Origin of the sequence: Marinospirillum sp. (assembly GCF_035271045.1) — a bacterium.
Lineage (GTDB): Bacteria > Pseudomonadota > Gammaproteobacteria > Pseudomonadales > Halomonadaceae > Marinospirillum.
The window spans coordinates 17733-37072 of record NZ_DATESC010000003.1 but is presented as its reverse complement, the minus strand read 5'-3'; the positions used below and the strand labels follow the sequence as shown (position 1 = coordinate 37072).

Sequence of the window (19340 nt, the reverse complement as noted above, 5' to 3'; positions counted from 1 at the left end):
TTGTAAAGTCATCGCTCAATTTTTATATTTCGCTGTCAATACTACCGTTTTTATCCTTAGGTAAAAAACGTGAAATTAATATACCCACCTCGAATAATAGCCACATAGGAACAGCCAACAAAGTTTGTGAAAAAACGTCGGGGGGCGTTAGTAGCATTCCCACAACAAAACAACCTAAAATAACATAAGGACGTTTTTCTACTAGCCCTTCAACGCTGGTAATGCCTGCTAATACTAATAAAACAGTTGCAACAGGGATTTCAAATGCCAAGCCAAATGCAAAGAATAACTTCAACACAAAGCTTAAATAGGCGTTTATATCGGTCATAACCGTCACGCCTTCAGGTGCTGCTTTGGTAAAAAAAGCAAACAGTAAAGGGAAAACAACATAATAAGCAAAAATCATACCAGCATAAAATAAAACGATACTGGAGCCTAATAGCGGGAAAGCTAGTTTTTTCTCATGCTCATATAAACCTGGCGCTATAAAACTCCAGATTTGATATAAAATGTAAGGTACACTCACTAAAAAAGCAGTAAACAACGTCAGTTTAAACGGCGCGAGAAAAGGCGAAGCAACTTCTGTTGCTATCATTTGTGCCCCTTCAGGCAAAATGGAGCGTAGCGGCTCAGAAACAAACAAATAAATGTCATTGGCAAAATAGAATAAACTTAAAAAAACTACCAACACCGACAAAACAATACGTAATACCCGCGATCGTAACTCAATCAAATGCTCAACCAGTGGTGCATTACTTGCATTAGAAGGTTGTAATTCTGAATCACTCACGGGGTTATATCCTTAGGTTGGCTAGCAGAGACTTTATCAATAGAAAGCTTATTCGCACGCTTATCAATCAAAACTTGCGATGCTTCTTCACTGGCTAGCTGCTGCAAATCCATTTCTGTGGTTAGTTCTTTTTCTACATCCAATAAACCGCTACGCACTTTTTTCTCGTGCTCAGCCAAACGCTCACGCATTTCCTCTAGCTGCAACTGCTCATTTACTTCTTGCTGAATGCCAGATACCATTTTACGAATGCGCCCTATATATAAACCTAGGGTTCTAATTGCTTGCGGCAAACGCTGCGGGCCTAAAACTAATAGCCCCACAACAGCAAGCACCACTAATTCAAAAAAGCCAATATCAAACATAGACTAGGGCGCTTATTTGCGCTCCTGCTCCTGATTTACTTTGGTTGCGGTAACGTCAATCGTATCTTTGCTCGCTGCTTTTTTTTCTACGTTATCGGTATCACTTTCAGTGGCTTTTTCGCCATCATTCATCGCCGATTTAAAGCCTTTAACAGCGCTGCCCAAATCACTGCCTAGGCTACGAAATTTTTTAGTTCCAAAAATAAGTACCACGATACCTAACACAATAAGAAGCTGCCAAATACTAATGCCACCCAACATAATCATCCCCTGCTATAAATTAAAATCAGATTAACTGCTTATTATTTATTACGATTGGCTTTTTCATCCAAACCAGAAATACCGGTACGACGCGCTAACTCATTAAGCACATCTTGATGGCTAATGTCTAAGTGCGACAGCATCACTAAAGAATGAAACCAAAGGTCAGCAGTTTCAGCAATAACTTCATCTTTAAGACCCGACACTTGTGCATCTTTAGCCGCTAAAATTGTTTCAACGGCTTCTTCACCCACTTTTTCGAGGATTTTATTTAATCCTTTAGAATGTAGCTGAGCAACATAAGAGCTTTGTGGACTGGCTTGCTTGCGTTCTTGCAAAGTAACCGCTAACTGTTTAAGAATATCACTCATTAAAATAGCAACCTTGTTAAATCAGAAAATTATAATTAAGGATAATGAAAACTTACTCAATGCACCAGCATCCTAACGCCTTAGTAACACTAAAAGACCAACACCTACCAACACCCAAGGTTGCCAGTCACCGTCTAACAACGGCATCAATAGTTCACCAACCCCAGAAAGTAAACCTAGCGTTAGTAATAAACTCCCCACTAAAAACTGACCATTGCGTCGCCGACTACTCGCCATTTCATCCGCAATTTTAATCAGTGCCAAACGCTGTTGCAATTGGTCTTGCTGTAGATTACGCACCTGCGTTAAGCCTTCATGCGCTAACTGGGGTAGTTCTGGCACTATTTCTAACCAATCAGGCAGCTTTTCCTGTATTTTTTTAAGAATACCACGTGGACCAATGCGTTGTTTCATCCAGTTTTCTAAGAAAGGTTTAGCCGTCGTCCATAAATCTAACTCTGGATAAATCTGGCGACCTAAACCTTCGATATTTAGCAACGTTTTCTGCAACAATACTAGCTGCGGCTGTACTTCCATATTAAAACGACGCGCTGTTTGAAACAACCCTAACAGCACTTGCCCAAAAGAAATGTCTTTTAGTGGTTTTTCAAAAATAGGCTCGCACACCGCACGAATCGCGGCAGCAAATTCATTAGCGCGCGTACCTTCACCCACCCAACCAGACTCTATGTGCAGCCTTGCAACCTCATGGTAATCCTGTTTAAAAAAAGCTAACAAGTTACGCGCTAAATAGTTTTGATCTTCAACGCTTAACGAACCAACAATGCCGCAATCAATCGCTATATAACGTGGGCTTTCTGGCTTGCTGGTATCTAAAAAAACATTCCCTGGGTGCATATCCGCATGAAAAAAATTATCCCTAAAAACTTGGGTAAAGAAAATCTCTACGCCACGCTCAGCCAGCTTTTTCATATTCACTTTATGCGACCTAATAACGTCTAGCTCAGCAATTGGCACACCATAAATACGTTCTTGTACCATCAAATTTTTACGTGTAAACGACCAATGAATCACAGGTGCATACAACAAAGGTGAATTCAAAAAGTTACGCTTTAACTGCGAAGTATTTGCCGCTTCTTTTTGTAAATCCAACTCATCCATTAAACTAATATCGTAATCAGCCACCACCTCAACAGGGTGTAGGCGGTGAGCATCGGGGACTAGACGCAGCATTAAACGCGCCAACATATATAAAAGTTGCACGTCTTTTTTAATGATTTTTTCCACACCAGGACGAATCACTTTAACCACCACATTTTCGCCAGTATGCAATTTAGCAGCGTGTACTTGCGCTACCGACGCAGAGGCCAGTGCTTCACTTTCAAATTCTGCAAAAGCTTCTTCAACCGACATCCCTAAAGCTTTTTCAATGGTTGCTTTGGCTTGTGCTGCTGGAAAAGGGGCTACTTGGTCTTGCAGTTTTCTAAGCTCATCAGCGATATCGGGGGGTAATAAATCACGGCGTGTTGAAAGCATTTGCCCAAATTTAGTAAAAATGGGGCCAAGTTCTTCTAAAGCTAAACACAAACGTTCACCACGCGTGTAATGACCTAGCGGGAAAAGCTGTGCAGGGTTAAAACGCATTAACAAAGCCAGTGCAAAAGGCAAGCGCTCAATCGGAATTAAAGTATCTAAACGGTAGCGAAGAGCAATCCAACCAATACGAAAAGCACGGCGTAAGCGTCCCACTTATTCTTCTCCTGCTGTTGGTGCTGCGGTTGCTGCTGTGGTGACTGTAAGCTGTTTTTCTAGCAAATGAATGCGTGCCTCTAAACGGTCAACGTCTAACCTAAGGTCATGCAACTCATCTTCAGCAAGGTGCCAACTATTTTTACCTACTAATAAACCGACTTCATCATCAATATAAGATTTCACATCAGCACTGGCAGAATCGGTGAAGCGCTGCCCAAATTGTAGCAGCTGGCTAAAACCGGCTTGAATTGAAGCTATCGGCAAAGGTGCTGCAACACGGCTAATGAGTTCTTTAGTATCTAAACCTAAGCCAGCGATTAATTCTTGCAGCACTTCTAACAAATAAGTGTTGCCGCCCACAGTGACTTCTGAACCAAACAAAATACTATTAGCATCTTTGCTGGTTGCCATTTTTAAGTAAACTTGTGGTGATGCTAAAATCCAAGCATCGGCGGGCTCATCAGTTTGCCGATAAAAATAAAGACCATCATTGCTAATTTGTATTTTAAACTGCAAGTCTAAGCCACTCACTTGAAATTCAATGCAGTTACCCTGAAGGCTTTCTAACGCTGCCGCCGCAGCGCCTTCTTGAGCAACAGCTTGCTTTAACAAAGGATTAATTAAGCTTTCTAGCGCTGTTAATACGCTCAAAGGTAATTGCATAAAATATCAGCTTCCTTAAATTAGCTTGATTACAGCTTAATACCACGGTGCAGCGCAACAACACCCGAGGTCATATTGTGGTATTCAACGTCACTTAAACCTGCGTTAGTCATCATTTCTTTTAGCGTTTCTTGATCTGGGTGCATACGAATGGATTCTGCTAAATAGCGATAAGAGTCACTGTCGCCCGCCAATAACTTGCCCATCAAGGGCAAAGCAGTAAACGAGTACAAATCATAAGCTTTAGACATAATAGGATTAGTGGGCTTAGAAAACTCCAACACCAATAAACGTCCACCCGGTTTAAGAATACGTGCCATATCTTTTAACGCTTTGTCTTTGTCGGTGACATTACGCAGACCAAAGGCGATGGTAATCACATCAAAATAATTATCTGGAAAAGGTAAGGCTTCAGCGTTGGCTTGCACAAACTTAATGTTGCCGCCATAGCCTTTATCTAATAGACGGTCACGCCCTACTTTTAGCATGGACGCGTTAATATCAGCCAAAATCACTTCGCCTTCATCGCCCACTAGACGTGAAAACTGCAAGGTTAAATCGCCCGTACCACCAGCAATGTCCAGCACTTTATGACCTTTACGCACACCAGACAATTCAATGGTAAATTTCTTCCATAAGCGGTGTACGCCCATCGACATCATATCGTTCATCAAGTCGTATTTAGTGGCAACCGAATCAAATACGCCAGCCACACGCTTCACTTTTTCGTCCACCGGCACTTGCTGATAGCCAAAATGGGTCGTGGTATCTTGTCCCTGTTGCTTGTGTTGCTCATCAGTCATCATTTTTTTCCTGCATCAACAGTCAGTGGAATTAGTTTTGGCGCACGACTTTCGCCAGCAGCAGCTAACTGATCTAAATACTGCTGCCACTTTAACGCCTTATTAGTACCCAACTGCCACAAATAATCCCAAGTAAATAACCCAGTATCATGGCCATCATCAAAACTTAATTTCAGTGCATAACGCCCTACCGGCTCTATTTTCCAAATGCGTACGTCTTTTTTGCCCGTTTGCAGCTTAGGCGAACCGTGACCCTGCACTTCTGCTGAAGGCGACAGCACTCTTAATAACTCAGCGGAAAGTTCAATTAGCTTTCCGTCAGCATAATGCAGCGCTAAGCAATGACGACTTTTGCTGTAATGGATTTTTGTTGGCTGGGGTAGGGCCATGCTGCACCTTTAAAGAATGTAACGTGAAAGATCTTGGTCTTTAACCAGTGCGCCTAGCTGTTTATTAACATACTCAGCGTCGACCACTAACTTACCGTTAAGGCTTTCTGTTGCAAAACTGGCTTCTTCTAATAAACGCTCTATGACGGTATGCAAACGACGCGCACCAATATTGTCCGTGTTTTCGTTCACTTCGTAGGCTATTTCTGCCAAGCGATTAATGCCATCATCAGTAAAACTTAATTCAACGCCTTCAGTCGCTAACAGTGCAACCGCTTGGCGAGTTAAAGAAGCCGTAGGTTCGGTTAGAATGCGGCGAAAATCGTCGGTAGTCAGTGCTTTAAGCTCTACACGAATAGGCAAGCGGCCTTGCAGCTCTGGAATTAGATCTGAAGGTTTGGCTAGGTGAAAAGCACCTGAGGCAATAAATAAAATGTGATCGGTTTTAACCATGCCGTATTTAGTGCTAACCGTGCAGCCTTCAATCAGTGGTAACAAATCACGCTGCACACCTTCACGCGACACATCGCTGCCACCCGAACTTTCGCCACGCTTGCAAACCTTGTCTAGTTCATCTAAAAACACGATGCCATTTTGTTCAACAAGATCAACGGCTTCGCGCTTAATCTCTTCTTGATTAACCAAGCGTGCGGCTTCTTCATCACGCAGTTGACGCTGGGCATCACGAATTTTTAACTTAGTGGTGCGCCCTTTTTTCTGATCTAAGTTAGAGAACATACTTTGTAGTTGCTGGGTCATTTCTTCCATACCCGGCGGACTCATAATTTCTAAGCCAATTTGTGGCCCAGCCACTTCAATGTCTATTTCTTTATCGTCTAACTGACCTTCACGTAATTTTTTACGAAACATTTGACGCGTAGTTGAGTCTTCAGCAGGCACAGCAGCACCAGCATCTTGCCCCCTTGCGGGTGGCAAAAGTGCATCAAGAATACGCTCTTCAGCAGCATCTTCAGCTAACTGTTTATGCTTACTCATTGCTTCTTCGCGTAGCATTTTTACCGCTGATTCCATCAAATCACGAATAATGGTTTCTACATCACGGCCAACATAACCCACTTCAGTAAACTTGGTGGCTTCAACTTTAATAAAAGGTGCTCTGGCAAGCTTAGCTAAACGGCGAGCAATTTCTGTTTTACCCACACCGGTTGGACCAATCATTAAAATATTTTTTGGGGTAACTTCAGCGCGTAAATCTGGATCTAATTGCATTCTGCGCCAGCGGTTACGCAAAGCAATGGCAACGGAACGCTTGGCATCGGCTTGACCAATAATAAAGCGATCTAACTCACTGACGATTTCTCTTGGTGTCATGCTGCTCATTTCTTCAACCCTTCTGTATTCTTCAACCCTTCGATGGTTACTTGGTGATTAGTAAACACGCAAATATCACCCGCTAGCTGTAAACTTTTTTCAACGATTTCCTGTGCTGAAAGTTCAGTATTTTCAAGCAAAGCACGGGCTGCAGCCAATGCAAAATTACCACCTGAACCTATCGCTAATACGCCATGTTCTGGCTCGACAACATCACCCGTACCACTAATGCACAAGGTGGCGGTTTCATCGGCAACCACCAACATGGCTTCTAAACGGCGTAGCGCACGGTCGGTACGCCAATCCTTAGCCATTTCAACAGCAGCTCTTACTAGCTGACCATTATGTTTTTCTAATTGACCTTCAAAACGTTCAAACAAGGTAAAAGCATCCGCTGTACCACCGGCAAAGCCAGCCAAAATTTTATCATTGTAAAGACGACGCACCTTGCGAGCGTTGCCTTTCATAACCGTGTTGCCTAAAGAAACTTGGCCATCGCCACCGAGTACCACTTCATTACCACGACGTACACACACTATGGTGGTCATGCCGTCTCCTTACTTTTAAGTTATAGATTAAGGGGTTGCTTCGTCTTTCAAACGCAACAACATAAAATCAAGCCCAGATTTAGCTAAATCATTCTGAGCACGCGCCAGCAAACGTCTATCTTGGTAAGGGCCAACCTGAACACGGTACCAAGTATCGCCAGTAGCCGTTTCAGCTTCACTGATTCGAGTATTGTCATAATTCAACGCCTTCAAGCGTTCTTGTTGCTTTTTCGCGTCGGCATTACTACGAAAAGAGCCCACTTGTAACATAAAACGTGGCTGATTTTCAGCTTCACGTGGTGTTGACTTATAAGCCGCAACTTCAGGTGCAACCACTTCACTTTCGGGCAAAAGCGTATAAAAATCAAAACGTGGCGCAGATTGATCCACGGCTTTATCAGCCGGAGGAGTTACTGCTTCGCTGGCGCTATTACCGTTAGTGCTGCTCATTGGCTTATTAATGGTTGAGATAACCTGATTAGTAACAGGCTTGGGCGTTGATTTTTCTTCAACAACAGCCAAAGGCGGCTTTTCTTGCAAAGGCGTAGGCGCCGATGACTGACCTAAGTTTGCCACTAAAAAACCCGCGACTAAACCAATGGCTAGCCAGCCCCAGCCGGGCAAACGCGCCCAAAAATCTAACGCAACACTTGCTTCGTCCTCAACAACCGGATTAGGCACTGCACCGCGTGTTTTTGGCGTGGTTTTTTCAACCGATTCTGCGCCAGGTTCTGGCTTAATGCGTTTTCGCTGACGACTGGCATAGTCCTGCGCCATAGCATTTCTCCTACCCTTGGGGTGATTTATTACATCGAATCTGGCGCAGTGACACCTAATAAATCTAAGCCATTAGCTAACACTTGGCGTGTGGCTGCTGCCAGCATTAATCGTGCTGTTCTTACTTGAACATCTTCAACCAAAAACTGATTTGCGTTATACCAAGAATGCATGGCTGCTGCTAAATCGCGCAGGTATTGGGCAATTTGATGCGGCTCAAGTTCCCTAGCTGCTTTTTTAACCGTTTCAGGAAAACGCGCTAACAAATTAAGCACTGCTTGCTCTTGGTCGGTAGTAAGCTTTGCTAAACAATCAATAGCATCAGATGATCCACTATAATTTTTTTCTTTTGCTTGACGCTCAACACTGCATAAACGCGCATGGGCATATTGAATGTAATAAACTGGATTATCGTTGGTTTGTGAACGGGCTAAATCAATATCAAAGGTTAATTGTGAACTTGGCGCACGGGCGGCCAAGAAATAACGCGTCGCATCACAACCCACTTCATCAATTAAATCACGTAACGTAACATAACTACCCGCACGCTTAGAGATTTTCACTTCTTCGCCATCACGCATCACCGTTACCATCTGGTGTAGCACATAGTCGGGCCAACCTTCTGGAATATCAACCTTTAAAGCCTGCAAACCGGCTCTTACACGGGTAATCGTTGAGTGATGATCGGCACCCTGTTCGTTAATCACTTTTTTGAAGCCACGCTGCCATTTATTCAGGTGGTAGGCTACATCAGGTACAAAATAAGTATAACCACCGTCAGTTTTACGCATAACACGGTCTTTATCATCCCCAAAATCAGTGGTACGCAACCATAAAGCGCCGCCTTCTTCATAGGTATAACCGCTATCAATTAATTTTTTAACCGTTGCTGCGACTAGGCCTTCTTCATAAAGTGAAGACTCTAAATAATACACATCAAAAGCGACACCAAATGCTTTTAAATCTAAGTCTTGTTCACGGCGTAAAAAAGCTACCGCAAAACGGCGAAGCGCGTCTAAATCATCGGTATCTGTATTGGCTGTGACTTGTTGATCGTCAGCAATTACGGTATTACCTGCTAAAAAAGATTGAGCAACGTCATTAATATAATCGCCTTGATAGCCATCTTTTGGCCAACTGGCATCATCTGGGCCTAAACCCTTAGCACGCGCTTGAACCGATAACGCTAAATTATCAATTTGTGCGCCAGCATCGTTGTAATAAAACTCGCGCGTTACCTGCCAGCCAGTGGCTTCTAGTAATCGGCTTAAACAATCGCCCACCGCAGCACCACGACCATGACCAATATGCAGCGGACCAGTAGGGTTAGCAGAAACAAATTCTATTTGTACTTTTTCATTTTGACCCACATTGCTGCGACCAAAATATTCACCCGCTTTAAGTACCTGAGTCACGACTGAAGTCAGTGCATCTTGAGATAAAAAGAAGTTAATAAAGCCTGGGCCAGCTATCTCCATTTTGCTCACTTGCTGGCTAAAACCTGCATTAGCGGCTAACAGTGCAACAATGATCTCAGCTAATTCACGCGGCTTTTTACCGGCAGGTTTGGCCGCTATTAAGGCTAAGTTGCAGGCAAAATCACCGTGCAATTTATCTTTAGTGTTATCCATTTGAATGCGTGGCTGAAACGTTTCTGGTAGCAGACGATCCGACTTTAACTGCGTAACAAGAAGGTCTAGGTGTTCAGAGATAAAAGCTTTCATGTATTAAAATTGGCCTAGAAGTTGGTTCAATTAGGGATAATGAATAACTAAGCATTATCCAAGGAAGGGGCGCAAAAGTCACTATTCACCAGCATAGCCCAACTTAATTGCTAAGGCTTGTACCGCAGCGCTATTTTGTGCATCCATAGGTGAATCAATAAAAGTTAACACTGCATTTTTTTCAGCGGCTTTTGCTGCTAATAAATGCAATAAGCGCGTTGCTACACCTCGCCGCTGGGTTACTTTACGAACACTTAGGTGGCTTAATGACCAAGTGCCTGCTCGTTCATTTACCTGTTCAGTAACCAACACCGCACCCAATAAATGGTCATTAAATAAAGCACCCGCAAACCAGCTGTTAGGCTGTATTAAAGCGGTAGATACCAATGTTTGTGAATCTTCAGCAAAAATCTCAGTATAAATTTTGTGTAGATCCACTAACCAAGAAGGCTGATCCGCCAGTGTTTTAGCGTCAGCTTTAATTAGAAATACAGGCATACCTTCATCCTTATTCTTTAATCAATAAAAAACGAATTAAAAAAATACATTAGAAAACCATTTTAGCAAAAAACTATACACCGCATAAAAACCTCTGCACTGCCTTTCAGCGTTGCAACTGCTATAATCGCTTAAAATTATGCGGTTAAAGGTCAATTTTTAAAGGTTAAAATACCATGAACGCACGCATTGCTAGTGTAAGACGCGACACGTTAGAAACTAAAATTAAAGTTAAAATCAACCTAGATGGCACAGGTGTATTTATTTGCAACACCGGCATTGGCTTTTTAGACCATATGTTAGAACAGGTTGCTCGCCACGGTCAGATTGATATGGACATTGAGGTGGATGGCGACCGTCATATAGACGACCACCACAGTGTAGAAGATTTAGGCATTACGCTAGGTCAGGCTTTTGATAAAGCCGTGGGTGATAAAAAAGGCATGGTGCGTTACGGTCATTCTTATGTGCCTTTAGATGAAGCTTTGTCGCGTGTGGTTGTCGACTTTTCTGGTCGTCCTGGTTTATTTAAAGACGTTGAATTTACCCGTGCAGCCATTGGTGGCTTAGATACTCAATCGTTATGGGAATTTTTCTATGGCTTTGTAAACCACGCTAAAATTACGCTGCACATAGACAACCTAAAAGGGGTGAATGCTCACCACCAAGCCGAAACTATTTTTAAAGCTTTTGGCCGTGCGCTGCGTATGGCTTTATCAGCCGATGAACGCATGGCAGGTCAAATGCCTTCAACTAAAGGTGTGCTCTAAATATGGATCTAGTCATTATTGACTACGGCATGGGCAATTTGCATTCTGCCCATAAAGCCGTCGAAAAAGTAGCCGCTGGTCGTAAAACCGTGGCTATTTCTTCTGACCCTGACGTTATTCGTAAAGCAGAACGGGTTATCCTGCCGGGTGTGGGGGCGATGCGTGATTGCATGGCAGAAATGACCAACACGGGCCTGCTACCAGTAATTGCTGAATGCTTACAAAACAAACCGTTTTTAGGGATTTGTGTCGGTTTTCAAGCCCTGATGCAAAACAGCGAAGAAAACGGCGGTGTCGAGTGTTTAAATCACTTTCAAGGTGATGTTAAGTTTTTTGGTAAGAACCTTGTCGATGCTAGCGGCCAACGCTTAAAAGTGCCACACATTGGCTGGAATCAAGTGCAACCTGCAAAAGATCACCCACTTTGGCAAGGCCTTGCTGCTGCTGAGTATTTTTATTTTGTGCATAGCTACTATGTACAAGCCAAGCAGCGCGAACAACGGCTGGCAAGTTGTACTTATGGCGCAATCGAATTTGATGCAGCGCTAGTAGAAAACAACGTTGCTGCTGTACAGTTTCACCCTGAAAAAAGTGCAGCCGCTGGCTTACACCTCTTGAACAACTTCCTTGACTGGAAACCTTAACTTTACCCACGTCTAAACTTACTGATGCCTGACCTTTACTATTGGAAACCTGTCACCATGTTAATTATTCCTGCAATTGATTTAAAAGATGGCCAGTGTGTACGCCTAAAACAAGGCCGTATGGAAGAGTCCACCAGCTATGGTGATGACCCAGTTGAAATGGCAGCACGTTGGGTAAAAGAAGGCTGTCGTCGCCTTCACTTGGTTGATTTAAACGGCGCTTTTGATGGCAAACCCATGAATGGTAAAGCAGTCACCGACATTGCCCGTGCAAACCCCGGCTTACCGATTCAAATTGGTGGCGGTATTCGTTCTGCTGCCACCATTGAACACTACTTAGAAGCCGGTGTGCAGTGGGTTATTTTGGGTACTAAAGCGGTTAAAGAACCTGAATTTGTTACACAAATGTGCCGCCTTTTCCCTGGTCATATTATTGTTGGCCTAGATGCTAAAAATGGCATGGTGGCTACTGATGGCTGGGCAGAAGTGTCTAATTTACGCGCTATCGACCTAGCTAAGCGCTTTGCCGATGATGGCGTGAGCAGCATTGTTTACACTGACATTAGTCGTGATGGCATGATGCAGGGCGTTAACATTGAAGCCACGGTAGAACTGGCTCAGTTAGGCGGTTTACCTGTAATCGCTTCAGGGGGTGTAACCGACTTAGGCGATGTTGAGCGCCTTGTTAAAGTAGCCGACCAAGGCATTATTGGTGCCATTACTGGCCGCGCAATTTATGAAGGTTCACTTGATTTAGCCGCCGCACAAAAGCTAGCCGACCAAGGCTAAGGAAAAACTATGACCACAATTAAACCAACGACTCTAACAAAACGCATTATTCCTTGCTTAGATGTAGACAAAGGCCGGGTAGTAAAAGGTGTTAACTTTGTAGGTATTCGTGATGCGGGCGACCCTGTTGAAATTGCCAAACGCTATAACGACCAAGGCGCAGATGAAATTACCTTTTTAGACATTACCGCCAGCACTGAAGACCGTGGCACTACGCTAAAAATGGTTGAACAAATTGCAGGTGAAATCTTTATTCCGCTCACTGTGGGTGGCGGTGTGCGTAGTTGTGAAGACATTCGCCGTCTACTGAATGCCGGTGCTGATAAAGTTTCTATCAATACCGCTGCGGTGACTAACCCAGAACTGGTTAAAGAAGCCGCTGAACGCTTTGGTAGCCAGTGCATAGTAGTTGCCATAGATGCTAAAAAAGTATCAGCAGAAGGCGAAGCAGACCGTTGGGAAATTTTTACTCACGGTGGCCGCAACCCAACTGGACTAGATGCAATTGAATGGTCAAAGAAAATGGTCGAGCTGGGTGCTGGCGAACTTTTGCTAACCAGCATGGACAGAGATGGCACCAAAAATGGTTTTGATTTAGGTGTCACTCGTGCCATTGCCGATGCAGTGAGCGTGCCGGTGATTGCTTCTGGGGGTGTGGGTAACTTACAACACCTAGTCGATGGTGTTTTAATTGGTCATGCCGATGCAGTGCTTGCTGCCAGTATTTTCCACTTTGGTGAACACACCATTCCTGAAGCCAAGCAATTTATGGCCGATCAAGGCATTCCTGTTCGTCTATGACTTTTCAAGCATTATGATTCTTCAAACAAGAGCTACAAGCCAGCCGCCTGTGCTGGCTTTTGTCATTTTATGGTTAACAGGGCTTTATTTAAGACTGCCCATACTGGTGATACCGCCTTTAACCGCAGCCATTAATGACGACTTTAATCTACCGCAAACGCTCTTAGGCAGCCTAACCACCCTACCCATTTTAATGCTTTCGGTTGGGGCTATTTTGGGCTCATTGGTTATTGTTCATTTAGGCGCACGCAATACCCTAGCGATGGCTTTAACCCTTGTTGGTCTGGCATCTGCCGCCAGAGGCTTAACCGACCAATTGCCTTGGTTACTAATTTTTAGTGTAATCATGGGATTAGGCATTGCCATCATGCAGCCAGCCTTGCCTACGCTTTTAACCCGTTGGTTGCAGCCTACCCAACTGGCGCTAGGCAGTGCCGTGTATATGAATGGTATGTTAATGGGGGAATTTATTGGTGCAGGTTTAACCCTGCCGATTTTAATGCCTTTGTTAAATAACAGCTGGCAACTCACGCTTTTAGTTTGGTCTTTGCCTGCCTTACTGGTGGTTGCACTCTTGTTTTTACCTAAGCAACACCCCTTACCTGCAACCAACAATAAAGCGAACAAAAGCTGGATGCCTAACTGGTCAGATCCTTTGCTTTGGCGCATGGGCTTTTTACTGGCAGTGAGTGCTTCCTTGTTTTTTGGTGGTAATGCCTATTTAAGTAGCTTTTTAGAAGCCCGTGGTGAAAGCCATTTATTAGAAGCGGCTTTTTTCTGGTTTAACGTAGCGCAGATGTTCGCTTCAGTTTTAATGCTATTTATGGCAAGACGCTGGATAGCCAGACTACTACCCATTAAAATTAGCTTGATAGCAACCATTGCTGGTATGTTAGGAATGCTGTTATTTAATGGCTGGCTAAGCTTAATGTTCGGTTTTATGCTGAGTTTTTGGGCAGGAATACTACTGATTCTTCTGGTTGCTTTGCCGCCACAACTGCGTTCAGGGCACGAAGCTGGCAAGCTAGCCGCTGGTGCTTTTACAGTGTCTTACAGCCTGTCTTTCTTCTTACCCTTGGCAGGCGGTTTGCTAGCAGATGGGTTCGAGCAGGCTTCGCTTAGCCTATGGTTTTTGCTTGCTTTATCGCTACCAGCCATTCCTTTAGCTTGGGGTTTTCCCCTACAGAACAAACGCTAGAGCGTGCCACGAATATGTAGTTTAAAGGTATCAGGGTCAAGCAGGGTTTCTCGCAAGGGGCGACCCGGCTTGTACTTCACGTCATAGCTTAAAATACGGCTCACCTGTTCACGCGTTTCTCCACTCACATTCACCCCCAAAGTCACCGACAAGACCGCTTTGGCTGGAAAGCTATAAAAATGCACCAGCTTACCATTGGTTAACGGCTTACTGCTGCTAGCTTCATCTAAAGGGCGAATCATCCGAATTTCTTCTTCTTGGGCATATTCAGCTGGACGGTGAAATAAAGCGGGAAAAGGCTTCAACGGATGATCGGCGTGTGGGCGCTTTTTTCCATACACAATAGGGCGCAACACCTGCTTACTGCTGTTAAAGCCTGGGTAGGTGGTGTCTAGTTCCAACACCAAACCTCGGTGCTGATCGGCCCAACGCTCCCACAATAAAGGGTTATCGGGACGGGTAGAAAAACGTGCCAGCGCTAACTCTTGATAAGCTTGCGGATTAGGCAAAACAGGTGGTTTAACCTGCCGCCCTTTTTTCATTTGCTGCTCTATTTTAGGGCGCTTTTTTTGGGCTTCGGTTTGAAACATCTCCCAAGTCATTAACCCTTTAAGTTGCGCTGGTAACGACTTAAATTGGCGCTCTATTTCTTTTTGGAAATCCGCTTCACTAATCCGAATCGCTTGGCGCTGAATCATTCGCGCGTTATTTTGATAAGGGTCTAACACTTCACTTACTTCACTTAAATGCAAACGTGCATTGCGTAATACATCCAGCTGCAAAGGGTTTAGATAAAGGTAAACCTTCATCAGTTAGCATCCTTAAATTGATTGTCTAAAATAACCGCAGGCAGGTAAGCAGCATTAAATTCAGCAGGTAAACGGCGCAACTTTCCTGATGCTAGCGAAACACAAGCAAAGCGAGTCATGCAACGCATCAGCGTTTTTTGATCGCTGACTCGCATTAATTGAAAGCGCCTAGCCACCCGAAAACGCTGATCGTATTGCACAATCCAAGTGGCAACTTCTAATTCCTCACCTTCAAAAGCCGGTGAAATATAGTCAATTTCATGGCGAATAACCACCAGCGCTCGATCTAAGCGCTCGTAATCGTCTAGGGTTAAACCCAACGCATTAGAATGCTGCCAGCTAACTTCTTCAATATAGCGCAGGTATTCTACATTATTAACGTGCTGATAATGGTCAATCGCTTCAGCACCAACAGTCAAGCGCGTGGTAAAAGGCTGGGCTAAATCCCATTGCATTGAGTTCTACCTATTGAATGATTACAGGGTGTCTAACAAGGCTTCATAAGCTGCCGCATCTAGCAAAGTTTGCCATTCTTTATCTAGTTGAACGGCATCGGCCTCAAGTAGAAAAACCCAAGTGGTTAATGGCGCTTCATTTAAAACTTCAGGCGTGTCTTCTAGTTCTGTATTACAAGCAAGCAATTTGCCCGTTACAGGTGACTGAATTTCAGAAGCCGTTTTAACCGATTCAATACCTGCTAGCACTTCACCGGCGATAACTTCTTTACCCAACTCAGGCAGTTCGACATAAACCACATCACCCAAAGCAGCTTCGGCATGATGACTAATGCCAATCCTAACTTGAGTATCACTGACTTTTTCTGCCCACTGGTGAGTAGTGCTAAAACGCTGTTCTTTATTCATTCTAAAACTTTCCTATTAATCTTTTAGCTTTAACTTGTGCTGGCTCTTATCACGGTAATCAACCACTTTACGCCGTAAAAAAGCACCTAATTCATCAGCCGTTCGCTCTTCTTCAATCCGTGCAACAGGCAACCACATAGGGCCTGGATACACCAAAAAACCTTCTTGCGTACGAATAACCTGTTTAATTTGTGACCACTCAAGGACTTGCTCAGGTTTAGTATCCACTTGAATTTTAATCTGCTCTTCTTCAAGGTTATATTTAAGATTAACGCCTTCCATACCAGAACGCTTAAACGCTCGCACAAACATACGCGTCATTAATCTGCCACGCAGCGCATACCAACACAAGCCAGCAGCAACCAATACTAAATCCCAAACCGAATAACTAAACCCACGGTGCATTATATTGATAGCCAGTAAGCCAGTAAGGGTAATAATCACCAGCCACATGGTTGCTTTACCTCGACCACTACGCGGTCCTAATTCAAAATCATACAACGCAAGGCGAACGAAGTGATTTTCAGTCCAGCGGTAGTCAATGTTCATAGTTAACCTTTATTGTTATTAGAAAAAAAATTTAAACAGCAGGAAAAGGTACTTTATTAATCGCCACCCAAGCAATGTAAGCCACGCTTAACAAAGCTAAAGCATAAGCCCAAAACTTGCCGCGTTTAATCGCAATCGTGCCAAAAGCAATGTAAGCCAACAAACCAACTACCTTAGCCGTTACCCAAGCCGAGTTATAAAAAGGCCATTGATTTAAGTGATAACAAAGCCCTAACGCAGCAATCAGTAAAATAGTGTCATTACCGTGGGCAATAATTTTTACCCACTTGTTGTGAATCCACTGAGCGCCCATTAAAGCGGAAGCGCCGCGAATCATAAAAAACACCACGCTAATCGTGATGGTGAGCAGATGCAGATGCTTAAATGCGTCATAACCCATAACCGCAAACCCCTAATAAAATTCGTTAATAAAATAAAAGCAGCATTTTAGCAGATGCAAAATTAAATCGGCATTAAGCTTGGCAGGTTGCACACCAAACACTGGAACGTTGACCTAGTTTTACTTCCTGCAAAACAGTGCTGCAAACCTTACAAGGCAAACCGTTGCGGCCATACACATCTAACTGCTGTGCAAAATAGCCGGGTTTACCATCGCCACCCACAAAATCACGCAGCGTCGTGCCGCCTTGCTCTATCGCTGCGGCTAATACGTCACGAATAATTTCAACTAAACGCTGGTAACGCTTTAAGCTTACGGTACCAGCAGCGCTACGAGGGTCGATGCCCGCACGAAACAAGGCTTCACTGGCATAAATATTACCGACCCCCACTACTTGGGCGTTATCCATAATAAATACTTTAATCGCTAGCTTGCGGTTTCTAGAACGCTGAAAAAGTGCTTGAGCAGTAAAAGCAGCGCTTAAAGGTTCTGGCCCTAACTTCTTTAAAAGCGAATGTTCAAAAGCAGCACCTTGATAGTCTAATAAAGCACCAAAACGACGGGGATCATGGTAACGCAGCCGTAATGGTACTTCTGTATCGCTAGGCAAAGCAGCCACCGTTAATTCAACGTGGTCATGTTTTTTCCACGGCTCATCAGCGGTTACTAAACGCAAACTACCCGACATACCCAAATGCCAAAGAAAACCCCAGTTAGCTTCTTGTCCGTTATTTTCAAGCACCGGAAAAATTAAATATTTAGCCCGGCGCTGCAAAGGCGCTAACGTTAAACCGACAAGGCGCTGCGCTAAATCATCTGGAATCGGCCAGCGCAATTTAGGCTGACGTATATCTAATTTTTCAATCACGCGACCTTCTAACCAAGGTGTAATGCCTTTACGGGTTGTTTCAACTTCGGGCAACTCTGGCATAACGGCCTCCTAGCTAGCATTTAAAAACATAAAAAAACCCGGGCCACCTGCGCAGACCGGGTTTTTTCAACAAGAGAAGCTTATCAATTACTTGATTTTAGCTTCCTTGTAAATAACAACCTTACGAACAACTGGGTCATACTTGTTGCGTTCCAGTTTTTCTGGGGTGTTACGCTTATTTTTCATAGTGGTGTAAAAGTGACCAGTACCGGCACTTGAAACCATTTTGATTTTCTCACGCATCTTTATTGCTCCAGTAAATGTTTAAGCAGTACCTAAACTTTTTCGCCGCGCTTTGCGATATCAAGCAAAACTTGTTCGATACCTAGCTTGTCAATTGTACGGATACCCTTGCTGGATACACGTAGCTTAACGAAGCTTTTCTGTGACTCAACCCAGAAACGGTGAGTGTGCAAATTTGGCAGGAAACGACGACGCGTTTTACGCTGCGAGTGGGAAACATTGTTCCCGGCTAACGGCTTTTTACCGGTAACCTGGCAAACCATGGACATTATATGCCTCCAGTCGATATTAAGGGCGCAGGTGTTAGAAAAATGAAAGGCGCCTTTATACCAGAAGGGAAGCCCGCAGGCAAGCCGACAAACCATCTAGGTCAAAAAGCTGGCGCATTATAGCAGACCTCTGGCAGCAAAAGACACAGGTTCTCCATCACCAATGATAAGATGATCTAAAACACGTACCTCAACGCAAGCTAAAGCCTCTTTCAATCTCTTCGTAATCAACTCATCAGCGTTGCTAGGTTCAGCAATACCCGACGGATGATTGTGCGCCATTATGACTGCAGCAGCGTTATGTGCCAAGACTAACTTAACCACTTCACGCGGATAAACCGAGGCACCGTCTAAGGTACCGCGAAATAACACTTCAAAATGCAATACTCGGTGTTGATTATCAAGCAGTAATAAAGCAAACACTTCATGCGGCAAATCGCGCAGCTGTAACTTTAAATAACGCCCAGCTGCTTCAGGACTGGTTAAACCTTCACCGCGCTTTAATTCAGCTTCTAAATAACGGTGCGACATTTCTAGCATGGCTTGCAACTGGGCGAATTTAGCAGGTCCTAATCCTAAGTGGGCACAAAAGCTTTCTTGATTCGCTAACAACAAGGGTCTTAAACCGCCAAATTCTTGTAATAAATGCCTTGCAACATCAACCGCGCTTTTACCAGAAACACCGGTGCGTAAAAAAATAGCCAACAACTCTGCATCAGTTAAAAAAGCAGCCCCACGCTGCAAAAGTTTTTCTCTGGGGCGTTCATCTGCTGGCCAATTATTAATTCCCATTATCCACCTCCTTGTCTGATTACTCAGTTAAATACGAAACATGGTAAG

General features: G+C 43.9%; 27 protein-coding genes. 5 read left to right on the top strand and 22 right to left on the bottom strand.

Going from position 1 to position 19340, the window contains the following annotated elements:
- Positions 1-22: 22 nt before the first annotated feature.
- The 13 genes from tatC to VJY63_RS02210 form a co-directional block, all read right to left on the bottom strand.
- The gene (gene tatC, locus VJY63_RS02270) at positions 23-790 is read right to left on the bottom strand and encodes a twin-arginine translocase subunit TatC (protein ID WP_324048113.1); all 768 of its coding nucleotides are present in this window, start codon (positions 788-790) and stop codon (positions 23-25) included.
- Positions 787-1155 (bottom strand): Sec-independent protein translocase protein TatB, encoded by a 369-nt coding sequence (gene tatB / locus VJY63_RS02265; protein WP_324048112.1) that lies wholly within the window; start codon positions 1153-1155, stop codon positions 787-789. Before tatB ends, tatC begins: the two co-directional genes overlap by 4 nt.
- 12 nt (positions 1156-1167) lie before the next feature.
- Positions 1168-1416 (bottom strand): Sec-independent protein translocase subunit TatA, encoded by a 249-nt coding sequence (tatA, locus tag VJY63_RS02260; protein WP_324048111.1) that lies wholly within the window; start codon positions 1414-1416, stop codon positions 1168-1170.
- Positions 1417-1457: 41 nt separating this feature from the next.
- Entirely contained in the window at positions 1458-1787 is a 330-nt protein-coding gene (locus VJY63_RS02255; RefSeq protein WP_324048110.1) for a phosphoribosyl-ATP diphosphatase, read from the bottom strand.
- A 72-nt stretch (positions 1788-1859) separates the two neighbouring features.
- Positions 1860-3497, bottom strand: a complete 1638-nt coding sequence (gene ubiB, locus VJY63_RS02250; protein WP_324048109.1) for a ubiquinone biosynthesis regulatory protein kinase UbiB — start codon at positions 3495-3497, stop codon at positions 1860-1862.
- Positions 3498-4163: a ubiquinone biosynthesis accessory factor UbiJ gene (locus VJY63_RS02245; RefSeq protein WP_324048108.1), complete on the bottom strand. Its 666-nt coding sequence runs from the start codon at positions 4161-4163 to the stop codon at positions 3498-3500. It lies immediately after the preceding gene.
- A 29-nt stretch (positions 4164-4192) separates the two neighbouring features.
- Positions 4193-4969, bottom strand: coding sequence for a bifunctional demethylmenaquinone methyltransferase/2-methoxy-6-polyprenyl-1,4-benzoquinol methylase UbiE (gene ubiE / locus VJY63_RS02240; RefSeq protein ID WP_414674801.1), 777 nt, complete (start codon positions 4967-4969; stop codon positions 4193-4195).
- A complete protein-coding gene (locus VJY63_RS02235) occupies positions 4966-5355 on the bottom strand; it encodes a DUF971 domain-containing protein (RefSeq protein WP_324048107.1) in 390 nt (129 codons plus the stop codon). Before VJY63_RS02235 ends, ubiE begins: the two co-directional genes overlap by 4 nt.
- A gap of 9 nt (positions 5356-5364) precedes the next feature.
- Positions 5365-6696 carry an ATP-dependent protease ATPase subunit HslU gene (gene hslU, locus VJY63_RS02230; protein ID WP_324048106.1) on the bottom strand — a complete coding sequence of 444 codons (1332 nt, stop codon included), beginning with the start codon at positions 6694-6696 and terminating at the stop codon, positions 5365-5367.
- The gene (gene hslV / locus VJY63_RS02225) at positions 6693-7235 is read right to left on the bottom strand and encodes an ATP-dependent protease subunit HslV (protein ID WP_324048105.1); all 543 of its coding nucleotides are present in this window, start codon (positions 7233-7235) and stop codon (positions 6693-6695) included. Before hslV ends, hslU begins: the two co-directional genes overlap by 4 nt.
- Positions 7236-7262: 27 nt before the next feature.
- Positions 7263-8012, bottom strand: a complete 750-nt coding sequence (locus VJY63_RS02220; protein WP_324048104.1) for an SPOR domain-containing protein — start codon at positions 8010-8012, stop codon at positions 7263-7265.
- A 29-nt stretch (positions 8013-8041) separates the two neighbouring features.
- Positions 8042-9736 carry an arginine--tRNA ligase gene (gene argS / locus VJY63_RS02215; RefSeq protein WP_324048103.1) on the bottom strand — a complete coding sequence of 565 codons (1695 nt, stop codon included), beginning with the start codon at positions 9734-9736 and terminating at the stop codon, positions 8042-8044.
- Between the two features lie 81 nt (positions 9737-9817).
- A complete protein-coding gene (locus VJY63_RS02210) occupies positions 9818-10234 on the bottom strand; it encodes an acetyl-CoA sensor PanZ family protein (protein ID WP_324048102.1) in 417 nt (138 codons plus the stop codon).
- Positions 10235-10410: 176 nt separating this feature from the next.
- On the opposite strand from VJY63_RS02210, the gene hisB reads away from it, so the two are divergent.
- From hisB to VJY63_RS02185, 5 genes are read left to right on the top strand one after another with little or no spacing between them, the layout of a single operon-like run.
- Complete coding sequence (gene hisB / locus VJY63_RS02205) at positions 10411-11004, top strand: imidazoleglycerol-phosphate dehydratase HisB (RefSeq protein ID WP_324048101.1); 594 nt, start codon at positions 10411-10413, stop codon at positions 11002-11004.
- Between the two features lie 2 nt (positions 11005-11006).
- Complete coding sequence (gene hisH, locus VJY63_RS02200) at positions 11007-11648, top strand: imidazole glycerol phosphate synthase subunit HisH (RefSeq protein ID WP_324048100.1); 642 nt, start codon at positions 11007-11009, stop codon at positions 11646-11648.
- A gap of 57 nt (positions 11649-11705) precedes the next feature.
- Positions 11706-12437, top strand: coding sequence for a 1-(5-phosphoribosyl)-5-[(5-phosphoribosylamino)methylideneamino]imidazole-4-carboxamide isomerase (gene hisA / locus VJY63_RS02195; RefSeq protein ID WP_324048099.1), 732 nt, complete (start codon positions 11706-11708; stop codon positions 12435-12437).
- A 9-nt stretch (positions 12438-12446) separates the two neighbouring features.
- On the top strand, positions 12447-13238 hold the full coding sequence (gene hisF / locus VJY63_RS02190; RefSeq protein ID WP_324048098.1) for an imidazole glycerol phosphate synthase subunit HisF: 792 nt from the start codon (positions 12447-12449) through the stop codon (positions 13236-13238).
- Between the two features lie 13 nt (positions 13239-13251).
- Positions 13252-14436, top strand: coding sequence for a CynX/NimT family MFS transporter (locus VJY63_RS02185; protein ID WP_324048097.1), 1185 nt, complete (start codon positions 13252-13254; stop codon positions 14434-14436).
- On the opposite strand, the gene VJY63_RS02180 is transcribed toward VJY63_RS02185, so the two are convergent.
- The 9 genes from VJY63_RS02180 to radC form a co-directional block, all read right to left on the bottom strand.
- Positions 14433-15245: a hypothetical protein gene (locus VJY63_RS02180; RefSeq protein ID WP_324048096.1), complete on the bottom strand. Its 813-nt coding sequence runs from the start codon at positions 15243-15245 to the stop codon at positions 14433-14435. The two genes, VJY63_RS02185 and VJY63_RS02180, sit on opposite strands and share 4 nt — an antisense overlap.
- Positions 15245-15700 carry a thioesterase family protein gene (locus VJY63_RS02175; protein ID WP_324048095.1) on the bottom strand — a complete coding sequence of 152 codons (456 nt, stop codon included), beginning with the start codon at positions 15698-15700 and terminating at the stop codon, positions 15245-15247. Before VJY63_RS02175 ends, VJY63_RS02180 begins: the two co-directional genes overlap by 1 nt.
- A gap of 21 nt (positions 15701-15721) precedes the next feature.
- The gene (gene gcvH / locus VJY63_RS02170; protein WP_324048094.1) at positions 15722-16108 is read right to left on the bottom strand and encodes a glycine cleavage system protein GcvH; all 387 of its coding nucleotides are present in this window, start codon (positions 16106-16108) and stop codon (positions 15722-15724) included.
- A gap of 15 nt (positions 16109-16123) precedes the next feature.
- Positions 16124-16657, bottom strand: coding sequence for a hypothetical protein (locus VJY63_RS02165; protein ID WP_324048093.1), 534 nt, complete (start codon positions 16655-16657; stop codon positions 16124-16126).
- A 31-nt stretch (positions 16658-16688) separates the two neighbouring features.
- Entirely contained in the window at positions 16689-17057 is a 369-nt protein-coding gene (locus VJY63_RS02160; RefSeq protein ID WP_324048092.1) for a SirB2 family protein, read from the bottom strand.
- A gap of 73 nt (positions 17058-17130) precedes the next feature.
- The gene (mutM, locus tag VJY63_RS02155) at positions 17131-17988 is read right to left on the bottom strand and encodes a bifunctional DNA-formamidopyrimidine glycosylase/DNA-(apurinic or apyrimidinic site) lyase (protein WP_324048091.1); all 858 of its coding nucleotides are present in this window, start codon (positions 17986-17988) and stop codon (positions 17131-17133) included.
- An 87-nt stretch (positions 17989-18075) separates the two neighbouring features.
- Positions 18076-18231 carry a 50S ribosomal protein L33 gene (rpmG, locus tag VJY63_RS02150; RefSeq protein ID WP_324048090.1) on the bottom strand — a complete coding sequence of 52 codons (156 nt, stop codon included), beginning with the start codon at positions 18229-18231 and terminating at the stop codon, positions 18076-18078.
- Positions 18232-18263: 32 nt separating this feature from the next.
- The gene (rpmB, locus tag VJY63_RS02145; RefSeq protein ID WP_324048089.1) at positions 18264-18500 is read right to left on the bottom strand and encodes a 50S ribosomal protein L28; all 237 of its coding nucleotides are present in this window, start codon (positions 18498-18500) and stop codon (positions 18264-18266) included.
- A gap of 117 nt (positions 18501-18617) precedes the next feature.
- A complete protein-coding gene (gene radC, locus VJY63_RS02140) occupies positions 18618-19292 on the bottom strand; it encodes a RadC family protein (RefSeq protein WP_324048088.1) in 675 nt (224 codons plus the stop codon).
- Positions 19293-19340 lie beyond the last annotated feature (48 nt).

What these genes read in the sequence shown, in the direction of transcription:
- VJY63_RS02180 (WP_324048096.1), bottom strand. Translation starts at nt 15,245, where the DNA reads ATGAAGGTTTACCTTTATCTAAACCCTTTGCAGCTGGATGTATTACGC.
- hisA (WP_324048099.1), top strand. Translation starts at nt 11,706, where the DNA reads ATGTTAATTATTCCTGCAATTGATTTAAAAGATGGCCAGTGTGTACGC.
- hisF (WP_324048098.1), top strand. Translation starts at nt 12,447, where the DNA reads ATGACCACAATTAAACCAACGACTCTAACAAAACGCATTATTCCTTGC.
- VJY63_RS02255 (WP_324048110.1), bottom strand. Translation starts at nt 1,787, where the DNA reads ATGAGTGATATTCTTAAACAGTTAGCGGTTACTTTGCAAGAACGCAAG.
- hisB (WP_324048101.1), top strand. Translation starts at nt 10,411, where the DNA reads ATGAACGCACGCATTGCTAGTGTAAGACGCGACACGTTAGAAACTAAA.
- VJY63_RS02210 (WP_324048102.1), bottom strand. Translation starts at nt 10,234, where the DNA reads ATGCCTGTATTTCTAATTAAAGCTGACGCTAAAACACTGGCGGATCAG.
- VJY63_RS02160 (WP_324048092.1), bottom strand. Translation starts at nt 17,057, where the DNA reads ATGGGTTATGACGCATTTAAGCATCTGCATCTGCTCACCATCACGATT.
- rpmB (WP_324048089.1), bottom strand. Translation starts at nt 18,500, where the DNA reads ATGTCCATGGTTTGCCAGGTTACCGGTAAAAAGCCGTTAGCCGGGAAC.
- radC (WP_324048088.1), bottom strand. Translation starts at nt 19,292, where the DNA reads ATGGGAATTAATAATTGGCCAGCAGATGAACGCCCCAGAGAAAAACTT.
- hslU (WP_324048106.1), bottom strand. Translation starts at nt 6,696, where the DNA reads ATGAGCAGCATGACACCAAGAGAAATCGTCAGTGAGTTAGATCGCTTT.
- mutM (WP_324048091.1), bottom strand. Translation starts at nt 17,988, where the DNA reads ATGCCAGAGTTGCCCGAAGTTGAAACAACCCGTAAAGGCATTACACCT.
- VJY63_RS02175 (WP_324048095.1), bottom strand. Translation starts at nt 15,700, where the DNA reads ATGCAATGGGATTTAGCCCAGCCTTTTACCACGCGCTTGACTGTTGGT.
- hisH (WP_324048100.1), top strand. Translation starts at nt 11,007, where the DNA reads ATGGATCTAGTCATTATTGACTACGGCATGGGCAATTTGCATTCTGCC.
- tatB (WP_324048112.1), bottom strand. Translation starts at nt 1,155, where the DNA reads ATGTTTGATATTGGCTTTTTTGAATTAGTGGTGCTTGCTGTTGTGGGG.
- VJY63_RS02235 (WP_324048107.1), bottom strand. Translation starts at nt 5,355, where the DNA reads ATGGCCCTACCCCAGCCAACAAAAATCCATTACAGCAAAAGTCGTCAT.
- gcvH (WP_324048094.1), bottom strand. Translation starts at nt 16,108, where the DNA reads ATGAATAAAGAACAGCGTTTTAGCACTACTCACCAGTGGGCAGAAAAA.
- rpmG (WP_324048090.1), bottom strand. Translation starts at nt 18,231, where the DNA reads ATGCGTGAGAAAATCAAAATGGTTTCAAGTGCCGGTACTGGTCACTTT.
- hslV (WP_324048105.1), bottom strand. Translation starts at nt 7,235, where the DNA reads ATGACCACCATAGTGTGTGTACGTCGTGGTAATGAAGTGGTACTCGGT.
- VJY63_RS02165 (WP_324048093.1), bottom strand. Translation starts at nt 16,657, where the DNA reads ATGAACATTGACTACCGCTGGACTGAAAATCACTTCGTTCGCCTTGCG.
- argS (WP_324048103.1), bottom strand. Translation starts at nt 9,736, where the DNA reads ATGAAAGCTTTTATCTCTGAACACCTAGACCTTCTTGTTACGCAGTTA.
- VJY63_RS02220 (WP_324048104.1), bottom strand. Translation starts at nt 8,012, where the DNA reads ATGGCGCAGGACTATGCCAGTCGTCAGCGAAAACGCATTAAGCCAGAA.
- VJY63_RS02185 (WP_324048097.1), top strand. Translation starts at nt 13,252, where the DNA reads ATGATTCTTCAAACAAGAGCTACAAGCCAGCCGCCTGTGCTGGCTTTT.
- ubiE (WP_414674801.1), bottom strand. Translation starts at nt 4,969, where the DNA reads ATGATGACTGATGAGCAACACAAGCAACAGGGACAAGATACCACGACC.
- tatA (WP_324048111.1), bottom strand. Translation starts at nt 1,416, where the DNA reads ATGTTGGGTGGCATTAGTATTTGGCAGCTTCTTATTGTGTTAGGTATC.
- VJY63_RS02245 (WP_324048108.1), bottom strand. Translation starts at nt 4,163, where the DNA reads ATGCAATTACCTTTGAGCGTATTAACAGCGCTAGAAAGCTTAATTAAT.